At 73.4% G+C, this 23,417-nt stretch carries 18 protein-coding genes; 14 read left to right on the plus strand and 4 right to left on the minus strand.

Annotation, left to right across the window (positions count from 1 at the left end):
- The first annotated feature begins 183 nt into the window (after positions 1-183).
- From nocL to ACMCNK_RS02840, 12 genes are read left to right on the plus strand one after another with little or no spacing between them, the layout of a single operon-like run.
- Positions 184-1,374 (plus strand): 3-methyl-2-indolic acid synthase, encoded by a 1,191-nt coding sequence (gene nocL, locus ACMCNK_RS02785; protein WP_412734794.1) that lies wholly within the window; start codon positions 184-186, stop codon positions 1,372-1,374.
- Positions 1,371-2,081: an alpha/beta fold hydrolase gene (locus ACMCNK_RS02790; RefSeq protein ID WP_412734795.1), complete on the plus strand. Its 711-nt coding sequence runs from the start codon at positions 1,371-1,373 to the stop codon at positions 2,079-2,081. The genes nocL and ACMCNK_RS02790 overlap by 4 nt, the downstream gene beginning before the upstream one ends.
- Positions 2,078-2,272: a hypothetical protein gene (locus tag ACMCNK_RS02795; RefSeq protein WP_412734796.1), complete on the plus strand. Its 195-nt coding sequence runs from the start codon at positions 2,078-2,080 to the stop codon at positions 2,270-2,272. The genes ACMCNK_RS02790 and ACMCNK_RS02795 overlap by 4 nt, the downstream gene beginning before the upstream one ends.
- Positions 2,242-3,507, plus strand: a complete 1,266-nt coding sequence (locus tag ACMCNK_RS02800) for an AMP-binding protein (protein ID WP_412734797.1) — start codon at positions 2,242-2,244, stop codon at positions 3,505-3,507. The genes ACMCNK_RS02795 and ACMCNK_RS02800 overlap by 31 nt, the downstream gene beginning before the upstream one ends.
- Positions 3,504-5,453, plus strand: a complete 1,950-nt coding sequence (locus tag ACMCNK_RS02805; protein ID WP_412734798.1) for a hypothetical protein — start codon at positions 3,504-3,506, stop codon at positions 5,451-5,453. Before ACMCNK_RS02800 ends, ACMCNK_RS02805 begins: the two co-directional genes overlap by 4 nt.
- Positions 5,450-7,342, plus strand: coding sequence for a TOMM precursor leader peptide-binding protein (locus tag ACMCNK_RS02810; RefSeq protein ID WP_412734799.1), 1,893 nt, complete (start codon positions 5,450-5,452; stop codon positions 7,340-7,342). Before ACMCNK_RS02805 ends, ACMCNK_RS02810 begins: the two co-directional genes overlap by 4 nt.
- Positions 7,320-8,918, plus strand: a complete 1,599-nt coding sequence (locus ACMCNK_RS02815) for a hypothetical protein (protein ID WP_412734800.1) — start codon at positions 7,320-7,322, stop codon at positions 8,916-8,918. Before ACMCNK_RS02810 ends, ACMCNK_RS02815 begins: the two co-directional genes overlap by 23 nt.
- Positions 8,915-11,521: a lantibiotic dehydratase gene (locus ACMCNK_RS02820; RefSeq protein WP_412734801.1), complete on the plus strand. Its 2,607-nt coding sequence runs from the start codon at positions 8,915-8,917 to the stop codon at positions 11,519-11,521. Before ACMCNK_RS02815 ends, ACMCNK_RS02820 begins: the two co-directional genes overlap by 4 nt.
- Positions 11,511-12,566, plus strand: coding sequence for a lantibiotic dehydratase C-terminal domain-containing protein (locus ACMCNK_RS02825; protein ID WP_412734802.1), 1,056 nt, complete (start codon positions 11,511-11,513; stop codon positions 12,564-12,566). Before ACMCNK_RS02820 ends, ACMCNK_RS02825 begins: the two co-directional genes overlap by 11 nt.
- On the plus strand, positions 12,557-13,795 hold the full coding sequence (locus ACMCNK_RS02830; RefSeq protein WP_412734803.1) for a cytochrome P450 family protein: 1,239 nt from the start codon (positions 12,557-12,559) through the stop codon (positions 13,793-13,795). Before ACMCNK_RS02825 ends, ACMCNK_RS02830 begins: the two co-directional genes overlap by 10 nt.
- Entirely contained in the window at positions 13,792-14,958 is a 1,167-nt protein-coding gene (locus ACMCNK_RS02835) for a cytochrome P450 (RefSeq protein ID WP_412734804.1), read from the plus strand. The genes ACMCNK_RS02830 and ACMCNK_RS02835 overlap by 4 nt, the downstream gene beginning before the upstream one ends.
- The gene (locus ACMCNK_RS02840; RefSeq protein ID WP_412734805.1) at positions 14,948-16,099 is read left to right on the plus strand and encodes a cytochrome P450; all 1,152 of its coding nucleotides are present in this window, start codon (positions 14,948-14,950) and stop codon (positions 16,097-16,099) included. Before ACMCNK_RS02835 ends, ACMCNK_RS02840 begins: the two co-directional genes overlap by 11 nt.
- Here the strand turns inward: ACMCNK_RS02840 and ACMCNK_RS02845 are convergent.
- The 3 genes from ACMCNK_RS02845 to ACMCNK_RS02855 all read right to left on the minus strand — a co-directional run bounded on the left by ACMCNK_RS02845 (position 16,096) and on the right by ACMCNK_RS02855 (position 20,551).
- Positions 16,096-16,983: an AfsR/SARP family transcriptional regulator gene (locus ACMCNK_RS02845; RefSeq protein ID WP_412734806.1), complete on the minus strand. Its 888-nt coding sequence runs from the start codon at positions 16,981-16,983 to the stop codon at positions 16,096-16,098. The genes ACMCNK_RS02840 and ACMCNK_RS02845 overlap by 4 nt on opposite strands.
- Positions 16,984-17,221: 238 nt before the next feature.
- Entirely contained in the window at positions 17,222-18,847 is a 1,626-nt protein-coding gene (locus ACMCNK_RS02850) for a cation:proton antiporter (protein ID WP_412734807.1), read from the minus strand.
- Positions 18,848-18,955: 108 nt separating this feature from the next.
- Positions 18,956-20,551, minus strand: a complete 1,596-nt coding sequence (locus ACMCNK_RS02855; protein ID WP_412734808.1) for an MDR family MFS transporter — start codon at positions 20,549-20,551, stop codon at positions 18,956-18,958.
- Between the two features lie 154 nt (positions 20,552-20,705).
- On the opposite strand from ACMCNK_RS02855, the gene ACMCNK_RS02860 reads away from it, so the two are divergent.
- Positions 20,706-21,254, plus strand: a complete 549-nt coding sequence (locus ACMCNK_RS02860; RefSeq protein WP_412734809.1) for a TetR/AcrR family transcriptional regulator — start codon at positions 20,706-20,708, stop codon at positions 21,252-21,254.
- 14 nt (positions 21,255-21,268) lie between these two features.
- On the opposite strand, the gene ACMCNK_RS02865 is transcribed toward ACMCNK_RS02860, so the two are convergent.
- Positions 21,269-22,054: a crotonase/enoyl-CoA hydratase family protein gene (locus ACMCNK_RS02865; RefSeq protein ID WP_412734810.1), complete on the minus strand. Its 786-nt coding sequence runs from the start codon at positions 22,052-22,054 to the stop codon at positions 21,269-21,271.
- A 105-nt stretch (positions 22,055-22,159) separates the two neighbouring features.
- Here ACMCNK_RS02865 and ACMCNK_RS02870 point away from each other — a divergent pair, with 105 nt between their 5' ends.
- The gene (locus ACMCNK_RS02870; RefSeq protein WP_412734811.1) at positions 22,160-23,287 is read left to right on the plus strand and encodes a ScyD/ScyE family protein; all 1,128 of its coding nucleotides are present in this window, start codon (positions 22,160-22,162) and stop codon (positions 23,285-23,287) included.
- Positions 23,288-23,417 lie beyond the last annotated feature (130 nt).

Here is a 23,417-nt window from a genome sequence, read left to right on the forward strand (position 1 = left end):
CCAGCTCACCATGGATCATGTGGATCGCGTCGCGGCGTTTATCATCGCCGTTATCACTTGTCAAGCGACGTTGTTGTCGCTATTGGAGTGAGGTAGCGTCGCTGCCAGTACGACGGGGGAGCACGGCATTCCCCCAGGCCAATGAGAATGCGAGTTTTCGGCATAGTGCTGGAAGGGGATGTTGTGGGGGAACAGACCATTGCCGCGCCGACGGATTTCACGAAGCCGGACTTCACGACGGTGCAGAAGGAAGCCGGGCTGGTCGACACCAGGGCGGCGCTGGCACTGCCGGTCGGCCAGGAACCGCCCGCCGGCAGGACCGCCACGGCGCTCGCGCTGTGGCAGGACCGCACCATCACGACCGCGGAGCTGATCGCCGCCGCGGAGGCGCGGTGCACGGCCCGCGAGCCGCGCCTGCACACGTTCGTCCCGCTCTACACCACCAACCACTGCGACTCCGAGTGCAAGATGTGCTCGATGCGCAAGGGCAACGCCCGGATGGAGCGCAAGTTCTCCGGCCGCAACGAGATCCTGGAACAGCTCGACATCCTGTACACCCATGAGGGCGTCCGCGGCGTCGGCTTCCTCACCGGCGAGTACCAGGACAAATACACGCGGCTGAGCACCGCGTTCCGGATCGGCTGGGCCATGCGCGCCGCGCTGGACATGGGCTTCGAACGCATCTACTTCAACATCGGCAGCATGGAACCGGACGAGATCGACGTTCTCGGCGAGTGGGTCCGGCCCACCGAGCCGATCACCATGTGCGTCTTCCAGGAGTCCTACGACCGGCAGACGTACCGGCGGTTCATGGGCGACACGCCGCTGTCGGTCCCCAAGGCCGACTTCGAGCGCCGGGTCGTCTCATTCGACCGGTGGCTGGACGCCGGTTTCCGGTACGTCAACCCGGGCGTGCTCGTCGGCCTGCACGACGACCTCGCCGCCGAACTGGTCGACCTCGTCGCCCACGGCACCCACCTGCGCGAACGCGGCGCGGTCGTGGACCTGTCGCTGCCCCGGATGCGGCCGGCCAACGCGTCGCGCGACACCACCCGGGTCAAGGACGACGAGTACCTGCGGATGCTCGCGGTCGTCGCGTTCACCTGCCCGGACCAGCGGCTCGTCCTCACCACCCGGGAGCCGCAGGAGTTCCAGGACCGGGCCGTCGGCCTCGCCGGGGTGTTCAGCCCGGGCAGCCCCGACGTGGCCCCGTACCGGGCGGGCACCCAGGCGCAGAACGACGCGAACACGTCGCAGTTCCTGGTCGCCGACCTGCGCCGGCCACGGCACATCCTGAGCCGGCTGGAGGCCAGCGGCATGCGCGTCGACCACTTCGTCGACCCCGCCGGCGCGGCGACCGTCGCGATCGGTTGAGCACCCCGGCCGGCCGGCCGCCCGTGTACCTGCTGCACGGGCTGCTGGGCACCTCGTACGGGCACTTCAGCGCCCAGATCCGTGCCTGGGACGGGCCGTACCGGGTCGTCCCGGTCGACCTGCCCGGGCACGGGCGGTGCCGGCTCGACGCCGCACCGGACTATCTGGACGCCGCGCTGGCGTACGTGCTCGCGATCGTCGCCCGGTTCGGGGCCGGGCGGCTCGTCGCGGCCTCGTACCTGGGTGGGCCGCTCGCGGTCCGCGTCGCCGCCGCCCGGCCCGACCTGGTGCACTCGCTGGTCCTCACGGGCTTCGCGCCGGGACTCGACCGCGACGTCTTCCTCGCGCTGCTGGCCGGCTTCGGCCCGCTGGTCGACGCGGACGACGACCTTGTCGCCGAGTACGACCGGCTGCACGGTCCCCGATGGCGGGCCACCCTGGCCGCGTTCACCGCGCACACCGAGCGGGCGTACGAGACGACCGCGCTGGTGCGGCCGGACGACCTCGGCGCGCTCGGCGTCGACACGCTGCTGATCAACGGCACGCTCAAGTCGGTCGAACGGGCGGCCGCCACCGGCACGGCCCGGTACGGGCCCCACGTGCGCGGGCACGTCATCCCCGGTGCGGGACACATCGCCAGCCACGACGCGCCGACACAGTTCAACGAGGCCGTGGCGGCCTTCTGGCGGAAGGAGGCGGGGCGGTGAGCGACGACCTGCGGGCGCAGCTTTCCCACCTCGTACAGGAGGAGGACCCGTACCGCACCCTCGACTCGCTGGAGTCGGTGGTCGTCCGGGCCTACCTCACCAACCAGGGCTACGGCGCCCCCGCGGAGGGCGGCCCCCGCAGCATCGAAGGGTGGGTGGCATGGGTCGGGCAGCATTCCAGCGTTTCCTGACCACGACGACCGATGCCGGCGTGCGCTGGGGCGACGAGTACGCCACCTGGGCGGACCTGGCCGCCCACCGGTGCGACGGCGTGCGGCCGGGCGGCGCGTACCGGATCGATCCGAGCACCGGGCTGGCCTCGCTGGCCGCGCTGTGCGCGGTGGCCGCCGTGCCGGACACGACGCTGCTGTGGGCCACCGCGGGCGGCGACGGGCGGGCGCTCGCACCCGGTCTGCACGAGATCGACCCGCCGGTCCCGGCCGCGGACCGCCCACTGTGGGGGGTCGCGACCTCCGGCAGTTCCGGTACGGCGAAACTGGCGATCAGTCACGCGGACACGTGGGAACTGGTCGCCCTGCACTACGAGCACGCCATGCTGCGGCCCGCGTTCGGCGGGCGCCTGCCGGGCACGCTGGCCACCTGCCTGCCGTTGCAGTTCTCCGCCGCGTTCTTCATGACCGTGCTGCCCAGCCTGTTCCTGCAACGGGACCTGGTGATCTTCCGGCCGCACGACTGGTCGGCCGTGACGCGGACCGGGCACGACACGTTCGTGCTCAGCGTCCCCGCGGTCGCGGCAGCCGCCTGCGCGGGCACCCCAGCGCCGGTGGACATGCGCCACGTCGCGCTGTTCCTCGGCGGCGGGCACCTCACCAAGGCCCGCGTCGACCTGATCCGCGACCGGTTCCGCGGCGTCGCACCCGCCAACCTGTACGGCACCGCCGAGACCGGCGCCATCGCCGTGGACCCCGACCCCGGCCACAACCAGCACGTCGGCGCGCCGATACCGGGCAAGGCCGTGTGGATCCGCGACCCCGACGCCCACGGGATCGGCCGGATCGCGGTCGCCGGGCCGGACTGCTGCCACCACCTGTGGCGTCCCGGTGAGCCGCCGCGCCCGGTCGGCGACCACGTGGCCGGCACGGACTACGGGCGGTTCGACGCGGCCGGCAACCTGTGCCTCGAAGGCCGCATCGACGGCGGCGAGAAGCTGCGCGGCGTGCTCGTCTACCCCCGCGCCGTCGAACGGCACCTGCTGCGGCTGCCCGGTGTGGCCGACGCACGGGTGCTCGTCGACCGCGCCGACGGCCTGGAGCGCCTCGTCGCCCGGGTCGTCGGCGACGTCGACCCGGACGCCGTCCGGGAACACTGCCAGGCCCTGGACGACAGCGAACGCCCCGGCGTCGTGGAGGTCGTGTCCGAGCGGGCCGCGGGGGCCGCGTACACCACGCACGGGAAGCTGCGATGACCGGACGATTCAAGGTACGGCCGGACGCGTTCTTCGTCCGGCGCCCCGACGGGGTGCGGCTGAGCAACAACGCCGGCTCGTTCACGATCCGCGGCGCCGGGGCGTACCGGCTGGTGGCCGCGGTGTTCGGCAACCTGGACGGCGAACGTACCGTCGACGAACTGGTGTCCGGGCTGCCCGACGCGGCCCGGCGTTCCGTCCGCGAACTGGTCGCCACGCTGGCCCGCAACGGCTTCGTCACCGAGGTCCGGCACCCGGCCGAACCGGTGCCGGACTGGCTGCGGCAGCTCTACCCGGCCCAGCTCGACTTCCTCGGCCTGCACGCCGACCGGCCGGTCGCGCGGTTCCACCAGGCCCGGTCCGCGCCCCTGCTGGTGGCCGGCGGCGGCGTCGCCCTGACCGCGCTGCTCGCAGCGCTGACCGACTTCGGGCTGGCGCGGGTGCACGTCGTGACCACCAAGGCGGACGACAGCCGGGTGGCCGAGGTGCTGTCCGCCGCGATGCGCCGGGACGGCCACCTGCGCTACCCGGTCGAGTACGCCGACGAGCTCGATCCGACCGAGCTGGCGGAGCGGGCCGGTCGGCTGGACGCCGCGATGGTGCTGCTGGCCGACGAGACCGGCAGCGCCCACCCGGCCGAGGTGCCGGTGATCGGGGCGGCCCAGGCACGACTGCGCGAATCCGGGCGCAACCTGGGGGTGCTGGGCCGGTGCGGCGACTTCACGGTCGCCCTGCCGGGCGGTCCGGACGGCTGCTGGTCCTGCCTGCACCGCTGGATGGCGGCGCGCGCGGTCGCGGCGACCGGGAAGCCGCTGCCGCCGGCGGCTGCACCCGCCACGATCGCCGCGCTGCACCTGGCCCAGCACGCCTTCACCACTCTGGCCGGTGCGCCGCAGGACGGCTTCGACCGGATCACCACGGTCGAACCACTCGCCCCGGTCGTCCGGACCCATCTACCCCGCCGCCACCCGCGGTGCCCGGTCCACTCGGCATCGGCGGGCCCGGTCCACTCGGGACCGGACGTTCGCCGGGCTGGTGCGGTCCGTTCGACTCTGGACCCCGGCCCGGGGCGGGCCGACGATCTGGTCCGCCCGGACGTTCCCGCCGCCGAGGACGAGGCCGAGCTGGTCGCGGTCGCGGACCGCATCGTCACCGCCACCGCCGGATGGACCGACCACGTGCTCGGCCCGATCCTGGCGCTGGGGGAGGAGGACGTCGACCAGATCCCCCTGGCCGCCAGCGTCTGCCGGGTCGCCGAGCCGGACAACACGGCCGCGGAACCGTCGACCACCGCGGTCGTCTGCCGTGCGATCTCCCCGCGGGAGGCACGCAACCAGGTGGTCCTCGTGGCGCTGGAACATCTGGCCCGCGGGATCGCGGCCGCCGCCGGGGCGCTGCCGGACGGCTGGCAGGTCGGCGCCGGCTGGTCCCACGCCGAGGCCGTCTACCGCGCCCGCCTGGCGGCTTCCGCCGCGGCCCCGACCGCACCGGGTCCCCTGCCCGGGCCCGACGCGACAGAACCGGCGACGGATGCCGCGGCGGGCGCGAGGGACCCCGCGGCGGAGGAGGCCGAACCGGCGGTGCTCGCGCCGGCCGGCGCGTTCCTCGCCGGGGAACTGGCGGCGCGCGGCCTGACGTGGCGGCAGACCGGCGCCGACGTCATCGCGACCGGGTTCGTCCGGGTCGTGCTGGAGACCCCGGCCGGTGCGGTCACCGGCCACGGCGTACACGCCGGTCACGCCCGAGACAACGCGTTGCTGCGTACGGTCGTGGGCGGCGCCCCGGGCGTGCCCGCGCACGTGGCGCCACCGGCCGGGACCTGGCAGCAGGCGTTGGCCCGCCTCGACGAGCGGGCCCGGTGGGCGCCCGGCCGCGACCTGAGCCACCTGCTCGGCTTCCTCGGCGACGCGGCGTACGTGATCGCCGTGCCGGGGGTGCCCGCATGACCGCGACGCTGCGGGCGGCGACGGACGTGGTCGGCGACGGCTTCCTGGCCCGGCACATCGCCGCGCGGGTGAGCACGGCGGCTGCGCCGGACGCGGGCGGCGTGTGCGTTCTGGTGGCCGAACTGACCGACGTCGACGCCCACCACGACACCATGGTGGAATGCGTCGGGCTGGGTCGGTCGCTGCTGTTCGTCGGCACATGGCGGGCTATGGTCTACGTCGGACCGTGGTGGACGCCCGGCCGCCCCGGCTGCCCCCGCTGCCTCGTCACCCGCGTCGCAAACTCACCGTTCGGCCCCGATCTCGACGCCACCGCCGAGTCGTCCGCCCGCGATCCCGGCGTGTGGACGCTGCGCCCGGCCGCGCTGCCCATGGTCGAGCGGTACACCCGCGCGTCGCTCACCGGCGCCCTGGCCGACCCCGGATCGGTCCTCGTCGTGGACGCCGACGCGGGCACCGCGGAACCTCAGATGCTGCTGCCGGACTCCACCTGCGCCATCTGCGGGCGGCCCGGCTCCGAGACCGTACCCGCGTTCACCCCCGCGCACGTCGCGCTCACGAAACCGGCCCCGGCCACCCTGCGCACGGCACGCGTGGACCCGGTGCGGGTCGCCGCCGACTACCTGTACCCCGGACTGGGCCTGTTCAAGGAAGTCAAGCAGGACCTGCAGAGCCCGTACGGGGCGTGCTCGGTCGAGCTGTCCACCCGGTGGGGGCGGCGCGAACCGGCCATCGGCCGGGCCCGCAACTACGCCGACAGCCGCGCGATCGCGGTCCTGGAAGGGCTGGAACGGTACGCGGGGATGCACCGCGGGGGCCGGCGGGCGCCGGTGCGGGCCGCGTACGCCGACGTCGCCGACCGGGCCGTCTACCCGCCGCGGCTGGGCACCCACCCGGTGAGCTCGTACGCCCGCGACGACTTCCGCTACCGGGCGTTCGACCCGGACACGGTCATCGACTGGGTGTGGGCTTATTCGTTCCGCGACGGCGGCCGGGTGCTGGTCCCCGAACGGGCCGCGTTCTGGGGGCCGCGCCACGACCACGAGGTCTCGTTCGTCTACGACACCTCGAACGGCTGCGCCGTGGGCAGCTCCGCGGAGGAGGCGATCCTGCATGGACTGCGCGAGGTGGCCGAGCGTGACTCGTTCCTGCTCGCCTGGTACCGGCGGCTGGCGCTGCCCGAGGTGGAGCTGCCGGCCGACGGCGAGCTGGGGTCCGTACTGCGCAAGGCGCGGCTGTTCACCGGCTTCGAGTTCCGCTGCTTCCGGTCCACCATGGAGTACGGGCTGCCGACGTTCTGGCTGGCCGCGGAGAACCGGTCCGGCCGCGGCCCGGCGGTGCTCGCCGGTTCGGGCGCCCATCCCGACCCGCAGCAGGCCGTCACCGGGGGGCTGCACGAGCTGATCGGCAGCATCCTGGCCACCCGGCACACGTACCCGCGCCGCCGGGCGGACGGGCTGCGAATGCTCGACGACCCGGCCCTGATCCGGCGGATGGAGGACCACTCGCTGGCCGGTTCGCTGCCGGAGGCACGCGGCCGGTACGCGTTCCTGCTCGACTCCGGACGCCCGGCGGTCCCGCTGGCCGAGGTCACCGGCACGGTCGTCGACCACGATCCGGATCTGCGGGCCGACCTGCACCGGGCCGTGGGCGACATGCTCGCCGTGGGCCTGGACGTGCTGGCCGTCGACCAGACCATGCCGGAGCTCGCCCGCAACGGCCTGCACTGCACCCGGGTCATCGTGCCCGGTCTGGTGCCGATGACGTTCGGGCACCTGAATCGGCGCACCGAGGGACTGCCGCGGCTCACCGACGGCACCGGCGTGCCGTACGACAGCGGGCTGCGGCCCGGGGAGGAGGTCGGCGGTGTCCCGCACCCCTTCCCCTGACCGGATCGCCGCGCATCTGCGGCGGCTGCGGGAGGACCCGCAGTCGGTGAACCCGCCCGGCTGGCGCGCCGACTTCGCCGACGGCCCATGGCCGGTGAAGGTGCACCGCGGCGGCGAACGGGTGCCGCCGTCCGGTGCGCTGGCCCGCGTACTGGCCGGGGCGGTCGCGGTGACCGCGGTCCGCGGGCCCCGGGCGACGCTGCGGCGGGCCGTGCCGTCGGGCGGGGCGATGCACCCCACCGAGACGTACGTGGTGGCCGCGGAGCGGCTGTGGCATGTCGACCCGTACCGGATGGAGCTGCTGGCGCTGCCCGGCAGCCCTGGCGCGCGGCTGCGCGCCGGGCTGCGGCTGGCCCCGGATGCGCCGCTGCCCGCGGTGGTACTGCTGCTGACCAGCCGGTTCTGGAAGAACTTCTACAAGTACGGCGAATTCTCGTACCGGCTGGGCGCGGTCGACGCCGGCGTGGTGCTGGGCAGGCTGATGCGGCTGTCCACCGCCGAGTTCGGTCCGTCGCGGGTGTGGACCGACTTCGCGGACGACACGCTGAACACCAGTCTGGGCGTGGACGGCCGCGACGAGAGCGTGTACGCGGTCGTCGGGTGCGGCCCCGCCACCCGCGCGGCGGACCCGGCCGGCGATGACGCCGTGTTCCGCGCCGCGGACGGAGCCGGCGCCCCGCCGCTCGCAGCACCCGAGCTGCTGGAGCGGTCCCGCCGGATCAAACGGTCCCCGATGTTCGACCTGGTACACGCGTCGGCCCGCGCCACACCGCTCGCCGCGGATCTCCCGGCGACCCCACCGCCCGCGACGCAGCCCGCGGCAGCCCAGCCCGCAACAGCCCAGCCCGCGGCAGCCCAGCCCGCAACAGCCCAGCCCGCAACAGCCGGACCGACTACCGCAGAGCCCCCTGGATTCCAGTTCGACGCCGGCCAGCCGCAACCGCCCCGGCGCGGCGCGGTCGCGTTGCCCGCCCCGGTCGCGGTCGATCCGGCAGATCCCGCGGTGATCGTCCGGCGGCGGTCCGGGGGAGCGCAGTTCACCGGCGCCCCGGCCGACCCGGCGCAGCTCGCCACGGTGCTGCGCCACGGCGCCGACGCGGTGACCGGGCTGCTCCGCTGCGGCGACACCGCGCCGGCGACCTCCCTGTACGTCGCGGTGCACCGGGTGCGGGACATCCCGCCCGGCTGGTACGCCCACGACCGCGGCCGGCTCACCCCGGCCGGTCGCGGCCCCGACCCGGCCCTCGGCCCGTACCTGCAGGCGGCCATGTTCGGCGACGGGGTGAACGCGGAGCTCGCCGCGTTCACGGTGCACGTCGCCGCCTCACCCCGGTACGCGTGCCGATCCGCGCGCCACTACCGGACCCAGCAGCTCGCGGTGGGTGTCGCGATGGACGCGGTGATCCTCGCGGCGACCGCGGCGGGGCTGGGCAACCACCCGTTTCTCGGATTCGACGCGCCCGCAATCGACGCCGCGTACGGGCTGGACGGGCACGACGCGGGCACACAGGCGCAGATCTGTGTCGGCGCGGTACGCGCCGGCCTCGACTGGGAGGTGACGGTGAGGCACGGGTGAGCGGCGAGTTCAGTCCGTACCTGCTGTTCCGGCGCGGCACGATCGGCCTGGCCGCCCTGGACGGCCTGGTGCCGCGGCGGTTCTGGGAGCTGCTGGAGGAGTGCGACGCGGCGGCTGCCCGGCGGGCCCCGCTGGCGGGCAAGCTGGCCGACGCGGTGCACGCGCTGGTTCCGGCGGCATCGGCCGACGAGCGGCGGGAACTTCTGGCAGCGCGGCGCGCCGTACACAATGACCGGCAGGTCCGGCCCCCGTCCCGGCCGGACCTGCTGCCGGAGCCGGTGCGGGACCTGCTCGCCGAGTGGGCCCGCGAGCGCGCGGCGGCCGACGCGCTGGATGCCCGGGTGCAGCGGGCGCTGGCCGCGGACCTGGCCGACGGGCGGCGCGCCCTCGCGGCCGTGGCCACCGGCGAGGACTTCCAGCGCGGCGTGCAACTCTCCGGCGAGGACGTCTACCGCGAGGTGACGGCGTACGCGGCGGACCCGTTCGACCCGGCCCGCAAGCCCAGCCGGACGCGCCGGGCGGAAAGCACGATCACCAGCTTCGCCTACCGGGTGGCGCTGAAACCGTCGCCGTTCGGCGCGTTCACGGAGATCGGCGCGGGGCCGTGGCACACCGGTCCGGGTACGCGGGGCCAGCGGCACGCGCAGGTCCGCCTCAGCGTCGGCCTGCTCATGTGGATGGTGCACCAGTTGCACCGCATCGACGGCGCCGACGACCTGCTGCGGGTGCGGATGAACAACTCGGTGACGATCCGCGACGGGCGTGCGTACTTCCTGCGGCGGCCGATGGAGGGTGCCGACGACGGGTTCGCGCCGGACCGAGTGGTTGCGGCACGCGCCACGGACCTTGTGCACCTCCTGGTCACCGCGCTCGGCGACGGTGAGCTGACCGTGCGGGAGCTGCGCGATCGCCTGGCCGCGGCCGGGGTGCCCGCGGCAGCGGACACGATCGACAAGCTCGTCACGGTCGGCCTGTGCCATCGCGGCCTGGGCCTGCCGGACCAGACCACCGACCTGGCCGGACAGGCCGCCGACCGGCTCCGCCAGGTCGGCACCGCGCAGGCGGCGGCGTGCGCGGAGATCTTCGAGCGGCTGCGGGCGGTGGAGCGTACGTACGCCGCGGCCGGCGCCCGCCGCCGCACCGGCCTGCTGGCCGAGCTGCGCGCGCTGGTGCACCGGTTCGCCGAGGTGTGCGGCGGCCCGCCCCCGGCGCGGGAGGCGATGCGCGCCGCCATGTACGAGGACGTCGGCACCACGGGCCGCCCCCGCACGTGGCGCCCGGACGTGCTGGAGGCGAACCGCGACCACCTCGACCTGCTGCAGCGGCTGGTCCCGGTGCTCGACGACGCCACGATCGAGAAGCTCGGCCTGTACCGGTTCTTCGCGGACCGGTTCGGCCCGGCCGCCGAGGCGCCGCTGCTGGAGCTGTACCGGCAGTTCGCCGAGCTGGCCCCGGCCGCGGCGAGCGCGGTCATGTGCGGGGTGGACGACCCGGCCGCCGACGCGGTACGGGCGTTGCGCGGCGACTTCTTCGACCTGCTACGGGCGCGGCTGGCCGCGGATCCGGCGGCGGACGAGCTGGTGCTGGACCCGGCGGAGCTGCGCGCGTTCACCGGCCGGCTGCCCGAGTCGGTGCCGCCGTGGCGCTCGGCGGCGTACCGGGTGCAGTTCGACCGGGCCGCCGGGCGGGCGGTGATCAACGGCATGACCACCGGGCACGGGGTGTTCTTCTCCCGCTACTGCGACCTGCTGGAGCCGGAGGACGGCGACGGCTGGAGCCTGTCCGCGGCGTTGCGCCGGCACCTGGCCCGGACCGGGCCCCGGCAGGCCGACCTCACCGTGGTGCTGGGGCTGAACTTCAACCAGCATCCCCGGTTGAGCCCGCTGGAATTGGTCTATCCCGGGTCGGTGGCCGCCGCGCCGGGCGCGCTGACGCTGGCCGACCTCACCGTACGGGCCGATCCGCAGAGGCGGCGGCTGGTGCTGGTGTCCGCGCGCGACTCTCAGCCGATCGACCTGGTGCCGCTGAACTTCCTGTACCCGGCGGCGGCGCCGATGCTGTACCGGTTCCTGTGCGTGTTCGCGCCGACCCGCACGTACCGGGGCGGGTTGTGGGAGCAACTGGACCGTGCGGACGGGCCGCGTACCGGGCCGCGGCCCCGCCTGGTGCTCGGTGACCTGGTGCTGGACCGCCGGTCGTGGCGGTTCGGCGTCGGCGAGCTGCCCGCGCTGGCGGAGCTGGAACGCGGTGAGGCCGCGGGCCTGGCGGCGTTCGACCGGTGGTGCCGGGCCGCCGGGCTGCCCCGGCGGCTGTTCTTCCGGATGCTGGCCCCGCCCGTGCTGCCCGCCGGGGAACGGGACCTGTTGGCCGAGACGCGCCAGTGGGCACTGGAGGCGCGCAGCGCCCGGCTGCACAAGCCGCATTTCCTGGACGTACGCAATCCGTTCCTGACCCACGTGTTCGCGAAGCAGGCCCGCGCGACGCCCGGCGGATCCGTGCTGATCCACGAATGCCTGCCGGTGCCGCCGGACTCCGATCCCGACACCGCAGATCCCGACACCGCAGCCGAGGAGTTCTTCGTGGAGTTCCACCATGCCCGATGACGTCTGGCGCAGCCTGCACGTGCACCGCCTCGGCGGGCAGGACGCGTTCCTCACCGACGCGCTGGCGCCCGCCCTGGCTCGGCTGCGGGCGCAGGGGCGGGTGCGGCGCGCGTTCTTCCTGCGGTACTGGGAGGGCGGCCACCACCTCCGCGTGCGGGTGCGCACCGAGGCGGCCGACGCGGACGCGGTCGCCGCGGTGCTGGTCGCCGAGTTCGCCCGGTATCTGCGCGAGCATCCGGACGAGCTCGCCTTCGACCTCGACGAGTTCCGGCGTGAGGCGCAGCCGACGATGGCGGCGTTGGAAGGTGTGGCGGCGGGACCGACGTACCCGAGGGACACCGTCCGGGCCGCGACCTACACCCCGGAGCACGACAAGTACGGCGGCCCGGCCGGGGTGGCCGTGGCGGAGGAGTTCTTCGACCGCAGCGCCGCGCTGGTGCTCAGCGCTCTGCCCCGGCTGGCCGAGCGGCCGGGACGGCGGCTCGGGATGGCGTTCACGATGATGCTGCGCGGCCTGTGCGGGGCCGGGCTGTCCCCGGCGCAGGCGGCGGCGTTCCTGGGCCGCTATTGCCTGCTGTGGTCGCCGTGGGTGTTCGACGAGTTCCTGGGCACCTGGCCGGGGTTGCTGGCGGCGCGCCGGGACCGTGTCGCTGCCCAGGCCGCCCGGGTGCTCGCCGAGCTGCAGCCGGGCGACGACGCGTACGGCGCCGCCGTCGGCGCGGCCCTCGCCGCGGTGGCCGCCGACCCGGTCGTGCTGCCCGCGGTGACGCTGGCCGGCCCGGACGCCGACGCCGCACGCCGCCGGCAGGTGCTGCTGGTCAGCTACCTGCACACGCACAACAACAGGCTGGGCCTGACGCCCGAGCAGGAGGCGTTCCTGGGTTTCCTCGGCCACCACGTGCTCAGCGAATACGCGGGCACACCCCCCGAGCCCGCGCTGCTGGACAGCGTCCGCGCCCACCGGGCGCACCGCCTCGGCACCCTCACCCCCTCACCGGAGCACCGACGCACCGTGACCGTCACCGGAGGACCGACATGGATGTGACCGCCCGACCGTATCCGTTCGCCCGGCAGCGGCCGTTCGAGGAGCCACCGCAGTGGCCCTGGCTGCGCGACAACACCCCGGTGGCCCGCGTGAAGCTGGCCAGCGGCGACCCGGCCTGGCTGGTCACCCGGTACGAGGACGTCCGCGCCGCCATGCTGGACCCGCGGTTCAGCCGCAGCATCGACCGCGACGGCGCGGCCCGGGTGGACACCGGCTACCAGGCGGACCGGTCCAGCCCGGTGTTCAGTTTCGGCGGGTCCATCTCGGAGCCGCCCGGACACACCCGCTGGCGGCGCATCGTGGCCAAGGCGTTCACCCAGCGGCAGGCGGACGCGATGCGGCCGCGGATCGCCGCGCACACCGACGAGATGTTGGACGCGATCGAGGCGCGTGGCGGCCGGTTCGACCTGATGGCGGATTTCGCGTACCAGATCCCGATCCGGGTGATCTGCGACCTGCTGGGCATCGAGGTGGCGAACCGTGCCGAGTTCACGGCGCTGGCCTCCCGGCTCACCCGGCGCGACATGCAGTCGTCGTTCGCCGACTTCGGTGAGGCGCTGGGCGGCATCGGCCGGTACGCCGCCACCCTGATCGCCCGCAAGCGCCGCGCGCTGGGCGACGACCTGCTCAGCAAGCTCATCGCGCTGCGCGACGACGACGAGTCGCAGTTGTCCACCGAGGAGCTGGTGTCAACCGTGATCCTGCTGCTCATGGCCGGGTACGAGAGCACCGCCGTGCAGCTCGGCAACGCGTTCTTCGCGCTGCTGCTCAACCCGTCGCAGCTCGCGCTGTTGCGGGCGCGCCCGGAGCTGATCGGCAACGCGGTGGAGGAACTGCTGCGCTGGGCGCAGATGGGCACCGGGTTCGCGGTGGCCAAGTTCGCCACCGCGAACGTCGAGCTGGGCGGCGTGACAATCCCGGCCGGCGCGACCGTGTTCGTGTCGCTGGGCTCCGGCAACCGGGACACCTCGGTGTTCGGGGTGGACGCCGACGTGCTGAACCTGACCCGGGAGTCGGCGTCCGGCCAGATCGCGTTCAGCCACGGGCCGCACTTCTGCCTGGGCGCGGCGCTGGCCCGCGCCGAGATGCAGGAGGGGATCGCCCGGGTGCTGGCCCGGTTCCCGGACCTGCGCTTCGACGGCGATCTGTCCGATGTGGTGCTGTCGAGCAACCTGTTCACGTACTACCCGCGTGAACTGCCGGTGACCGTCGCCGGAGCGGCACGATGACCGGGCCGCTGGCGTCCGCGGTCCTGCCGGAGGGCCTGCGCTGGGACGCCGACCGGGGCCGGCTGAAGGTCCGCGACCCGCGCCTGGCCGACATCGTGCTGCGGGACCCGCACATCATCACCGGGGTCGACCACGGCAAGTCCGCGCGGGCGGGTGCGCTGCCGCCGCCGGGCGAGTCGCCGACGATCACCCAGTTCTTCGAGCTGTGGTACACCGTCGGCGAGCACTATCCGCGGTTCAACACGGAGCTGCGCCGGGCGTTCACGGCCCGGGTGGTCGGCGCGTTCGACACCGCGTTCCGGGATGAGGCCGATCGGTGCGTGGCCGCGATGCCGCCGCACGGCGACCTCGCCCGCGACTACCTGTCGCCGTACTTCATGCACAGCACGTTCCTGCTGATCGGGGTGCCGCCGGAGCAGTGGCCCCGGCTGACGAAGGTCGCCCGGCTCGTCATCCACCTGTTCAAACAGCAACTGCTCGGGGTCACCGAGTACGGCGAGAAGCAGGCGGCCGCGTTCGCGACGGCGATGCACTACCTGAAACGGCTGACCGACCAGATGCTCACCGGTCCCGGCGAGGAACCGTTCCTGCTGGCCGCACGTGACCTCGCCACGATCGACGCCAGCACGTGGCCGATCGCCGCGCTGGTCGGGCAACTTCTCATGGCCGGGATCGAGCCGATGATCGTGGGGTCGAGCATCGCCTGCCGCGACATCTGGTCCGCGCCGCACCTGCGCGACGCGATCCGCGACGCCACGGTCGACGTCACCGACCTGGCCGAGGAGGTGCTGCGCCAGCATCCCCCGTTCGGCAACATCTTCCGGTTCGTCACCGAGCCGTGCGACTGCCTCGGGGTTCCGCTGCCCGCCGGCACGATCGTGGCGATCGACGTGGCTGCGGTGAACCTGCACCGGACCCCGGCCGCCGACCCGGCCCGCGGATGCCCGGTACGGCCCAGCGAGGTGCTCACGTTCGGCCGGGGCACGCACTACTGCCTGGGCGCGTACAGCGCGCGGATCCAGGTCGCGGCGGGGCTGCGCCAGCTCGTGCGCGGGCGGGCGGATCTCCGGCTCGACCTCGCCGGGACCCGCATCGACACGCACAACAACCTCAAGGAGGTGCGGGCGATCCCGTACCGGATCGGGGGCGGCGATGCCCGCTGAGCCGGCCGCCGTGGCGCTGCCACCGGGCCTGACCTGGCGCGCCGACACCGGGCAGTGGGTGGTGCGTACCCACGACCTGGCGGACGTCGCGTTGCGCGACCCGCACATCGGGATGGCGCTGGACTCCGGCCCGTCGGCGGTCGCGCTGCCGTCGGCGGCCGAGATCCCGTCCGTGAGCCAGTTCTTCGCGCTGTGGTACCACCGGGGGGCGAGCCATCCGGTGTTCAGCCGGGCGCTGCGCCGGGCGTACGCGCCCGCGGCGGTCGACGAGTTCGCCGACGCGTTCACCGCGCTGGCCGCCGCCCGCATGGCGGTGCTGCCCGCGGCCGGTGACCTGGTCACCGCGTTCGTCGAGCCGTTCTGCCTGGACGGCACGTTCCGGCTGATGGGTTTCCCGCCGGAACGCTGGCCCACCCTGGCCAAGGTCTACACCATCGTCATGTCGGTCATCCGGGCCCGCTTCCGCGGCGTCCTGGAGTTGCCGCAGCGGCAGACCGCGGCGTTCACCGCGGCGATGCGCGCGCTGCGGGCCGCGGTGGACGAGCTGACCGCCGGGCCGCCGGTCACCCCGCTGGTGGCCGCACTGCAGAGGTACGCCGAGGCGGAGGGCCCGGACCCGTGGGCGGACGTCGCCACGGTCGCGCAGCTGCTGGCGGCCGGGGTGCCCCAGGTGACGACCGGCATCGCAGTGGCGTGCCACGCGCTGTACCGCGACCCGGCGGCGCTGGCCGCGGCCCGGGCCGGAGACGTCGCGTACGCGGACGTGGCCGAGGAGGCGATGCGCCTGAGCCCGCCGTTCCTCGGCGTGTACGGCTGGGTGGTGGCCGACTGCGACTGCCTCGGCATCCGTCTGCGTCCCGGCGACGCGGTGGTCGTCGACATCGTCGCGGTGAACGTCGATCCGGCCCGGGTGGCGGACCCGGCGGCGTTCTGCCCGGGACGCGGCCGCAGCGCCGCCGTCACGTTCGGCAAGGGCGCGCACTACTGCCTCGGGGCGGCCAGTGCCCGGCTGCAGGTCACCGCCGGTCTGGCCGCCGTGGCCGGCCACCGGCCGGTGCGGCTCGACGTGTCCGGCTACCGGCTGGACGACGACGGGTTCGCCCAGACGGTGCACGCACTGCCGTACCGGATGGTCGGCTAGTTCTGCAGTGACACCGACCAGGGCAGCGCGGCCGCCTCCGCCGGGATCCGCTGCGGGGGCACGGCCCGCCGCGCCCCGGAATGGGTGGCCTGCCACGTCTCGGTCACGTCCGTGCCGGCCTGGTCCGCGCTGAGCATCGACCGGTGCAGCCGACGCAGGGCCGGTGCCGGCTCGAGTCCCCGCTTCTCGGCGAGGCCCATCCGCAGCCGCTGGTACGCCTCCAGCGCCTCGTAGCGCCGCCCCGACCGGTACAGCGCGAGCATGAGATGAGCCACCATGCCCTCGTGCGTGGGGTGCTGCGCCGTGATCGCGGACAGTTCGCCGAGCAGCTCGTGATGGCGCCCGAGGCGCAGGTCGGCCTCGATCCGGCAGTCGAGCACGTTGAGCCGGGCCTCGCCGAGCCGTCTGGCGCACAGCCGCAGCCGGCGCCCGCCCTGCACGTCCACGAAGACCGGCCCGCGCCACCAGCTCAGCGCCTCGGCGAACGCCCGGGCCGCCGCGACGTGGTCCTGGCGTTCCCGGGCGCGGTGGCCGATGTTCGCCAGACGCTCGAAGTGGCTCGCGTCGACGGAGTCGGGTGACACCCGCAGCAGATATCCCGCGGGCGTGGTGGCCAGCACCGTCTTGGCGTCATCGGCCACGCCGGCGCGCTGCGCGGCGGTGTGGATCAGCTTGCGGAGGCTGAGAATGTACGTCTGGATCGTGGTGCGCGCGTTGCGCGGCGGCGAATCCTGCCATAACTCGGCGATGAGGGAATCCATGGGGACCACGTCGTTGACGTTGGTCGCCAGCGTGGCCAGTACCGTGCGTGGCTTCGCCGCCGTCGGTGCGACCGGTTGGCCGTGATGCGTGGCGGCGAGCGGTCCAAGGATGGCGATGCGCAACGTTCCTCCCCGTAAAACGACGCGCGCGGATGCCCTGGGCGGGCCATGTGTGTCCGAAGTGTAACGTCCACCGCAGCAAACGTGTAGTGCTTCGTGCGCGCGAAGTGCAGGTGGTCGTTTTGGTTCCCTCGGCAGCCTGATTCCCAGCGTTTACACAGCTGGCAGGGGGTTTGCCGGCCATATCCGGCCGGCTTCGGCCGGCGGAGTCGTCGGCCGGAACACCTCGATGTTGGTCATCTCAGCGGACGGTTGTGTCCCCTTCGGAGCCGTCGTACCGGTGGGCGGTGTGCCGGGCCGCCTGCCGCAGATCGAGGTCTTCGATCAGTTCGCGGGCGAGTTCCTCGGTGACCTGTCGCTCCACGACCGCCCTGCCGAGGGCCAGCCGTTGCGCCTCGAACGATGCGTCGATGTCCGCGGCGGAACGGGTGGCCGGTGCCGGCGGGGCGTGCACTCCCTGCGCCCGGTGCACTTGCTCACGCGCTTCGGCCACGATCCGGTGGGCCTGCTCGCGCATCCGTTCCTCCTGCGTCCGTTCGGCGCCGAGATCGAAGTGGAGCCTGCGGGCCAGCCAGCCGATGGTGGTGCCCTGGATGAGCAGCGTGCCGAGCGTCACGATCAGGGCGATCGCCTGGATCGCGCCGCGTCCCGGGAACGGCGCACCCGAGGCGGTGTGCTCGGGGACCGCGGCCGCCGCTGCGAGCGTGAGGATGCCCCGCATGCCGGTCCAGCCGACCAGGACGGTCTCCTTGACCGTCGGCGGCGGCAGCACCTCGCCGCGCCGGCGGGCCGTCCGCTGCTCGCGGGCCTGGCGGTAGCGGGCGTCGCGGGCGGCGTGTCGTTCGGCCGCGCGGTGCCGCAGGGTCCAGCGGCCGAACAGCCCGAACGCGCCCGCCATCCGGAAACCGATCGCGGCCACGAGCAGCACACCCGCCGCGGCCAGCGTACGGGCCAGGCCCGGTTGCCCGGACTCGGCGAGGTCGCGCAGCACGAACTTGAGCTGCAGCCCGATGTACGCGAAAACGAACGTCTCCAGCAGGAAGTCCACGACGCGCCACACCTGCTCCTCCTGGAGCCGGGTCAGGTAGCCGCCGGGGTACTGGTGCCGGGGGTCGAGTGTGAGGTTGATGCTCATCGAGAACGCGGCGGCGACCACCGCGAGGATTCCGGAGGCGTGCAGTTCCTCGGCGGTGAGGAACGCGGTGAAAGGCAGCAGCAGCGTCAGCGAGGTCTCCAGCGTCGGGTTGCCGAGCCGCTTGCGGATCCGCAGCCCGGCCAGGGCGAACGCGAACCCGATCCCCAGCCCGATCGCCGCCGTACGCAGCAGCGCCAGCACACCTCCGGCCCAGGTGGCGTCCTCGCCGTTGACGGCGGCTATGGCGAGGCTGAACAGTGTGAGCGCGGTCGCGTCGTTGACCAGGCTCTCCCCGGTCAGGATCGAGGTGACCCGTTTCGGCAGGCCGATCTCGTCGCCGTGCGAGACGGTGGTGATGGTGTCCGGCGGGGCGAGCACCGAGCCCAGCACGAACGCGGCGGCCAGCCCGACCGACGGCAGCAGGAGCGACGAGATCCAGCCCAGGACGCCTGCGCTGAGCACCACGAGCACGACGCCGAGGTAGACGATGGCGCGCAGGTTGGCGCCGAATCCGGAGAGTGAGGCGCCGCGGGCCGCCGAGTAGAGCAGCGGCGGGATCACCACGGCGAGGATCACCTCGCTGTCGAGTTCGAGGCGGGGCACTCCGGGTACGAACGATGCCGCCGCGGCCAGCGCCACGATCACCCAGCCGGGTTCGATCCGGTGCCGCCGGGCCACCGCGGTGACCGCGATGCCGAGTCCGATGATGAGCAGGAGTTCCACGCCGTTCACGCGAACACCCTATTACCGGGCATACGGTGCACCGTGCCGCATCGTGAACTCTCACCGACGCGAACGTGGGCCGGTCCCCAGTGGACCGGCCCACGCAGTTGCGGAGCGTCAGGCCGCGGCGGGCTCCATGTCGAGCTCGGCCGCGGTCTCGGGTGCCGCCGGCTGCTCCTTGGCGGCGAAGCCGCGCAGCGGCACGTGGCGGATGGCCAGGGCGACCAGCAGGCCCACCGCGGCCACGATCGCAGCCCAGGTGAAGACCGCGTTGACGCCGTCGGTGACCGCCTGCTGGAACAGGTGCCGCACCGCCTCGGGCAGGCTGCGCAGCAGCTCGGGGGTCATCCGCGCTACCGAACCTCCCGCCGCACCGGTCGCGGCCGGGCCGGCGTGGGAGGCGAGGGACTCGGTCAGGGCGTGGGTGTACACCGAGCCGAGCACGGAGACGCCCAGCGAGCCGCCCATGTTCCGCAGGAACGTGGCCGCCCCGGTGGCCGCGCCGACGTCGCGCAGCGGCGCGCTGTTCTGGGCGATCAGCATGGTCGTTTGCATGAGGCAGCCCATGCCCGCGCCCAGCACGACCATGTAGAGCGAGGTCATGCTCCGGGAGGTGTGGATGCCCATGGTGGCGAACAGCCCCAGCCCGGTGGCCATCAGGACGGTGCCGACGATCGGCAGGGCCCGGTAACGGCCGGTCTTGCTGATCACGGCACCGCCGGCCAGCGAGGTCACCATCATGGAGATCATCATCGGCATGAGCAGCAGCCCGCTGTTGGTGGCGGAGGCGCCCTGCACGAACTGCTGGAACTGCGGCAGGAACGTCATCCCGCCGAACATCGCGAAGCCGACGATGAAGCTGAGCATCCCGGCCAGCGTGAAGTTGCGGTTGCGGAAGACCGTCAGCGGCATCATCGGTTCGGCGGCGCGGCTCTCGACGAACACGAACGCCACCAGGGCCAGCACGGTGACCACGGCCAGGCTGATGATCTGCGGGGAGTTCCAGTCGTACTCGGTGCCGCCCCAGCTCGTGATCAGCACGAGCGCGGTGATCCACGTGGTGAGCAGCGCCGACCCGGTCCAGTCGATGCGCACGCGGCCGGTGCCGCGGGGCAGCTTCGCCAGGGCGAACCAGCACACCGCCAGGGCGGCCACACCGAGCGGCAGGTTGACGTAGAAGGCCCAGCGCCAGCTCAGGTTGTCGGTGATGAAGCCGCCGACCAGCGGGCCGCCGATCATGGCGATCGGCATGACCGCCATCATCACGCCCTGGTACTTGCCGCGCTCGCGGGGCGGCACGATCTCGGCCACCACCGCCATGACGCCGACCATGAGGCCGCCGGCACCGAGACCCTGCAGGGCGCGGAAGCCGATCAGCTCCGCCATGTTCTGCGACATGCCGCAGAGGACCGAGCCGATCAGGAAGATCGCGATGGACGAGATGAAGGTCAGGCGGCGCCCGAGCAGGTCACCGAGCTTGCCCCAGATCGGGGTCGCCACGGTCGAGGCGAGGATGTATCCGGTGGTCACCCACGCCAGGTGTTCCAGGCCGCCCAGCTCGCCGACGATCGTCGGCAGCGCGGGGGCCACGATCATGTTGTCCAGCATGGCCAGCAGCATCGCGATGACCAGGCCGCTCATCGTGACCATGATTTCGCGGTGGGTGAACCTCGGTGCCGCCACCTGGGCGGTGTCCGCTGCGTTCGAACTCAAGTGCTTGCCTTTCCTGGCGAATCAGGTTGCCGACCGGTGGGCCCGCAGTCTTCTACTTGCCGACCGGTAAGTTGATACCTTACCGGTCGGCAAGCAGGCAAGTAATATGAGGACGGCGACAGCAGGCTCACATGAGCGACAGGAGATGACCGGCGTGGCGGGACGGCAAAACGACACCAGGGCCGAAATCCGGCGGGTGGCCATGGAGCTGTTCACCCAGCAGGGCTACGAGGCCACCTCGCTGCGCGAGATCGCCGAGCGGCTCGGCGTCACCAAGGCCGCGCTGTACTACCACTTCCGCAGCAAGGAGGACATCGTCCGGTCCCTGTTCGGCGACTACCTGGCAGCCCTGGACGAGCTCGTTGCCTGGGCCTCGGCGCAGGCCCGCGGGCCGGAGCTGCTGGCCGAGGTCATCGACCGGATGTTGCACCTGAGCGCTGACCACGGCCGGCAGGCCATGCAGTTCGCCCTGGCCAACCAGCACGTCGTCCGGTATCTGCACCCCGGCAAGGAGAGCACCTTCGAGCGGCTGAGCGCGCTGTTCGACGCGGTCACGGAACCGGGCGCCACGGTGCAGGAGGCTCTGCGTATCCGGGTGGCGCTGCTCAGCGTCAACCTCACCGTGTTCGCCGCGCAGGGACTCGACGCCCCCGAGGAGGAGATCAACGCCGCCGTCCGCGAGATCGCCCACCGGCTCGCGTGACCGCACGCCCGCGGCTACTCCCGCCGCTCGGTGAAACTGCCGTGCCGCCCCGCCCCCGCGGCGAAGCGGGCCGCTCCGGCCACGCCCTCGCCCGCGACGATCGGGACGCCCGCGACCCCTTCGGCGCGCAGCGCCTCCGGCACCGGCAGATCGAGGCCCGCGTACGTCGAGGCACGGTCGGCGAGCACGCACGCGTACGGGAACGCCGCGATCTGCTCCGCGATCTCCCGTGCCGTCTCGACGGCGCGGCCGGGTTCCACGACCCGGTTGGCCAGCCCGATCGCCAGCGCCTCGGCGGCATCGACGGGCCGGCCGGTGAGGATCAGGTCCAGTGCCCGGCCCAGCCCGACGATCCGCGGCAGCCGCACCGTGCCGCCGTCGATCAGCGGCACTCCCCACCGGCGACAGAAGACGCCCAGCACCGCGTCGCGCTCGACCACCCGTAGGTCGGCCAGCAACGCCAGCTCCAGACCTCCGGCCACGGCATACCCGTTGATCGCCGCGATGACCGGCTTGCCGAGTTGCAGCCGGGTCGGTCCCATCGGCCCGCCGCCGGCGCCGTCCGGGTCCAGCTCGTTGCGGCGCGCCGGGTCGGCCACCGCGGTGAGGTCCGCACCGGCGCAGAACGTGGCGCCCGAGCCGGCGAGCACCGCGACCCGCTGTCCCGGATCGGCCTCGAACGCCTCGAACGCCGCCCGCAGCTCCGCCGCCATCGGACCGTCCACGGCGTTGCGCCGTTCCGGCCGATCCAGCCAGATCGTGGTGATCGTCCCATCGCGCTCGACGCGCACATCAGCCATCGCCACACGATAACTTGCGGACGAAAAATACTATTTCGTACCAATCGAGAAGACACAGCCTATACGTTCCGTTCATCGGCTTTGCACCGTACGTGAGGAGACTTGATGGCGAAACATCCCTGGCGCTGGCTGACCGTCCTGGTGGCGGCCGCGACGGTCGTCGGCGCGGCCGGCCCGGCGCTGGCCGCCCCCCGCTCGCCGGGCGCGCCGGCCCCCAGGATCGACGTGATCGCGACCGGTCTCGACAATCCGCGGGGCCTCACGCTCGGACCCGGCGGACTGATCCTGGTCACCGAGGCCGGCCGGGCCGGTGTCGGCCCCTGTGTCCCGGGGCCCGAAGGCGCGGACTTCTGCCTCAGCGCCACCGGTGCGGTCACCGCGATCCAGCACGGGCGGCAGTGGCGGATCGCCACCGGCCTGCCCTCGCTGGGCACCCGCAACGCCAGCGAGGTCCTCGGGCCGCACGACGTTGCGCTCACCTCGGCCGGAGCCCTGGTCACGCTCGGCCTGGGCACCGACCCCGCCCGGCGGGCCAGCCTGGGCACGGCCGGCGCGCTCACCGGCACGGTCGTGCGGTTGACCAGGTACGGGCCGCGCCGCTTCGCCGACCTCGCCGCGTTCGAAGCCGCCAACAACCCCGACCAGGGGCAGCCGGGCACCGGACCGGACAGCAACCCGTACGGGCTGGCCCCCGCGCCCGGCGGCGGCGTGGTGGCCACCGACGCGGGCGGGAACGACCTGCTCCGCATCGACCGCAAAGGCCACATCTCCACGCTCGCGGTCTTCCCGGTCCGGCCGACGCCGGGCCCCGGTGGCGCGGTGATCCCGATGCACTTCGTGCCGACCACGGTGGTCCGCGGCCCGGACGGCGCCTGGTACGTCGGCCAGCTCACCGGGTTCCCGTTCCCGGTCGGCGGGGCGAAGGTCTGGCGGGTCGTACCCGGCCACGCACCCACCGTGTACGCCGACGGCTTCACCAACATCATCGACATCGCGTTCGACCGGCGCGGCCGGCTGATCGTGCTGGAGATCACGAAGAACGGTCTGCTGTCGGGCAACCCGGCCGGCGCGCTGATCCGCGTCGAGCGCAACGGGGCTCGGACCGAGCTGGCGAGCGCCGGTCTGATCACGCCGACCTCGGTCGCGGTCGGCGCGGACGGCTCCTTCTACGTGTCCAACAAGGGCACCCTCGCCGGTGTCGGTGAGGTACTGCGCATCCGTACCTCGAGCTGACCGGCAAACCGGGGCGCCGTCGCGTCCCGGCGGGCCGGCAGGGCAGCGCACGCCTGCCGGCCCGCGTACCGGTCGTCTGAAGATCGGTGGGCCGCCCGCGCGGCGGTTGCGGCGGGGTCTACGTTGCTGA

It is taken from the genome of Krasilnikovia sp. MM14-A1259 (assembly GCF_047159535.1).
Classification (GTDB): Bacteria; Actinomycetota; Actinomycetes; order Mycobacteriales; family Micromonosporaceae; genus Actinoplanes.

Bases quoted from the DNA above. Each gene is read 5' to 3' on its own strand.
- ACMCNK_RS02835 (WP_412734804.1), top strand. From the start codon at position 13,792: ATGACCGGGCCGCTGGCGTCCGCGGTCCTGCCGGAGGGCCTGCGCTGG.
- ACMCNK_RS02830 (WP_412734803.1), top strand. From the start codon at position 12,557: ATGGATGTGACCGCCCGACCGTATCCGTTCGCCCGGCAGCGGCCGTTC.
- ACMCNK_RS02810 (WP_412734799.1), top strand. From the start codon at position 5,450: ATGACCGCGACGCTGCGGGCGGCGACGGACGTGGTCGGCGACGGCTTC.
- ACMCNK_RS02865 (WP_412734810.1), bottom strand. From the start codon at position 22,054: ATGGCTGATGTGCGCGTCGAGCGCGATGGGACGATCACCACGATCTGG.
- ACMCNK_RS02870 (WP_412734811.1), top strand. From the start codon at position 22,160: ATGGCGAAACATCCCTGGCGCTGGCTGACCGTCCTGGTGGCGGCCGCG.
- ACMCNK_RS02840 (WP_412734805.1), top strand. From the start codon at position 14,948: ATGCCCGCTGAGCCGGCCGCCGTGGCGCTGCCACCGGGCCTGACCTGG.
- ACMCNK_RS02825 (WP_412734802.1), top strand. From the start codon at position 11,511: ATGCCCGATGACGTCTGGCGCAGCCTGCACGTGCACCGCCTCGGCGGG.
- ACMCNK_RS02805 (WP_412734798.1), top strand. From the start codon at position 3,504: ATGACCGGACGATTCAAGGTACGGCCGGACGCGTTCTTCGTCCGGCGC.
- ACMCNK_RS02800 (WP_412734797.1), top strand. From the start codon at position 2,242: ATGGGTCGGGCAGCATTCCAGCGTTTCCTGACCACGACGACCGATGCC.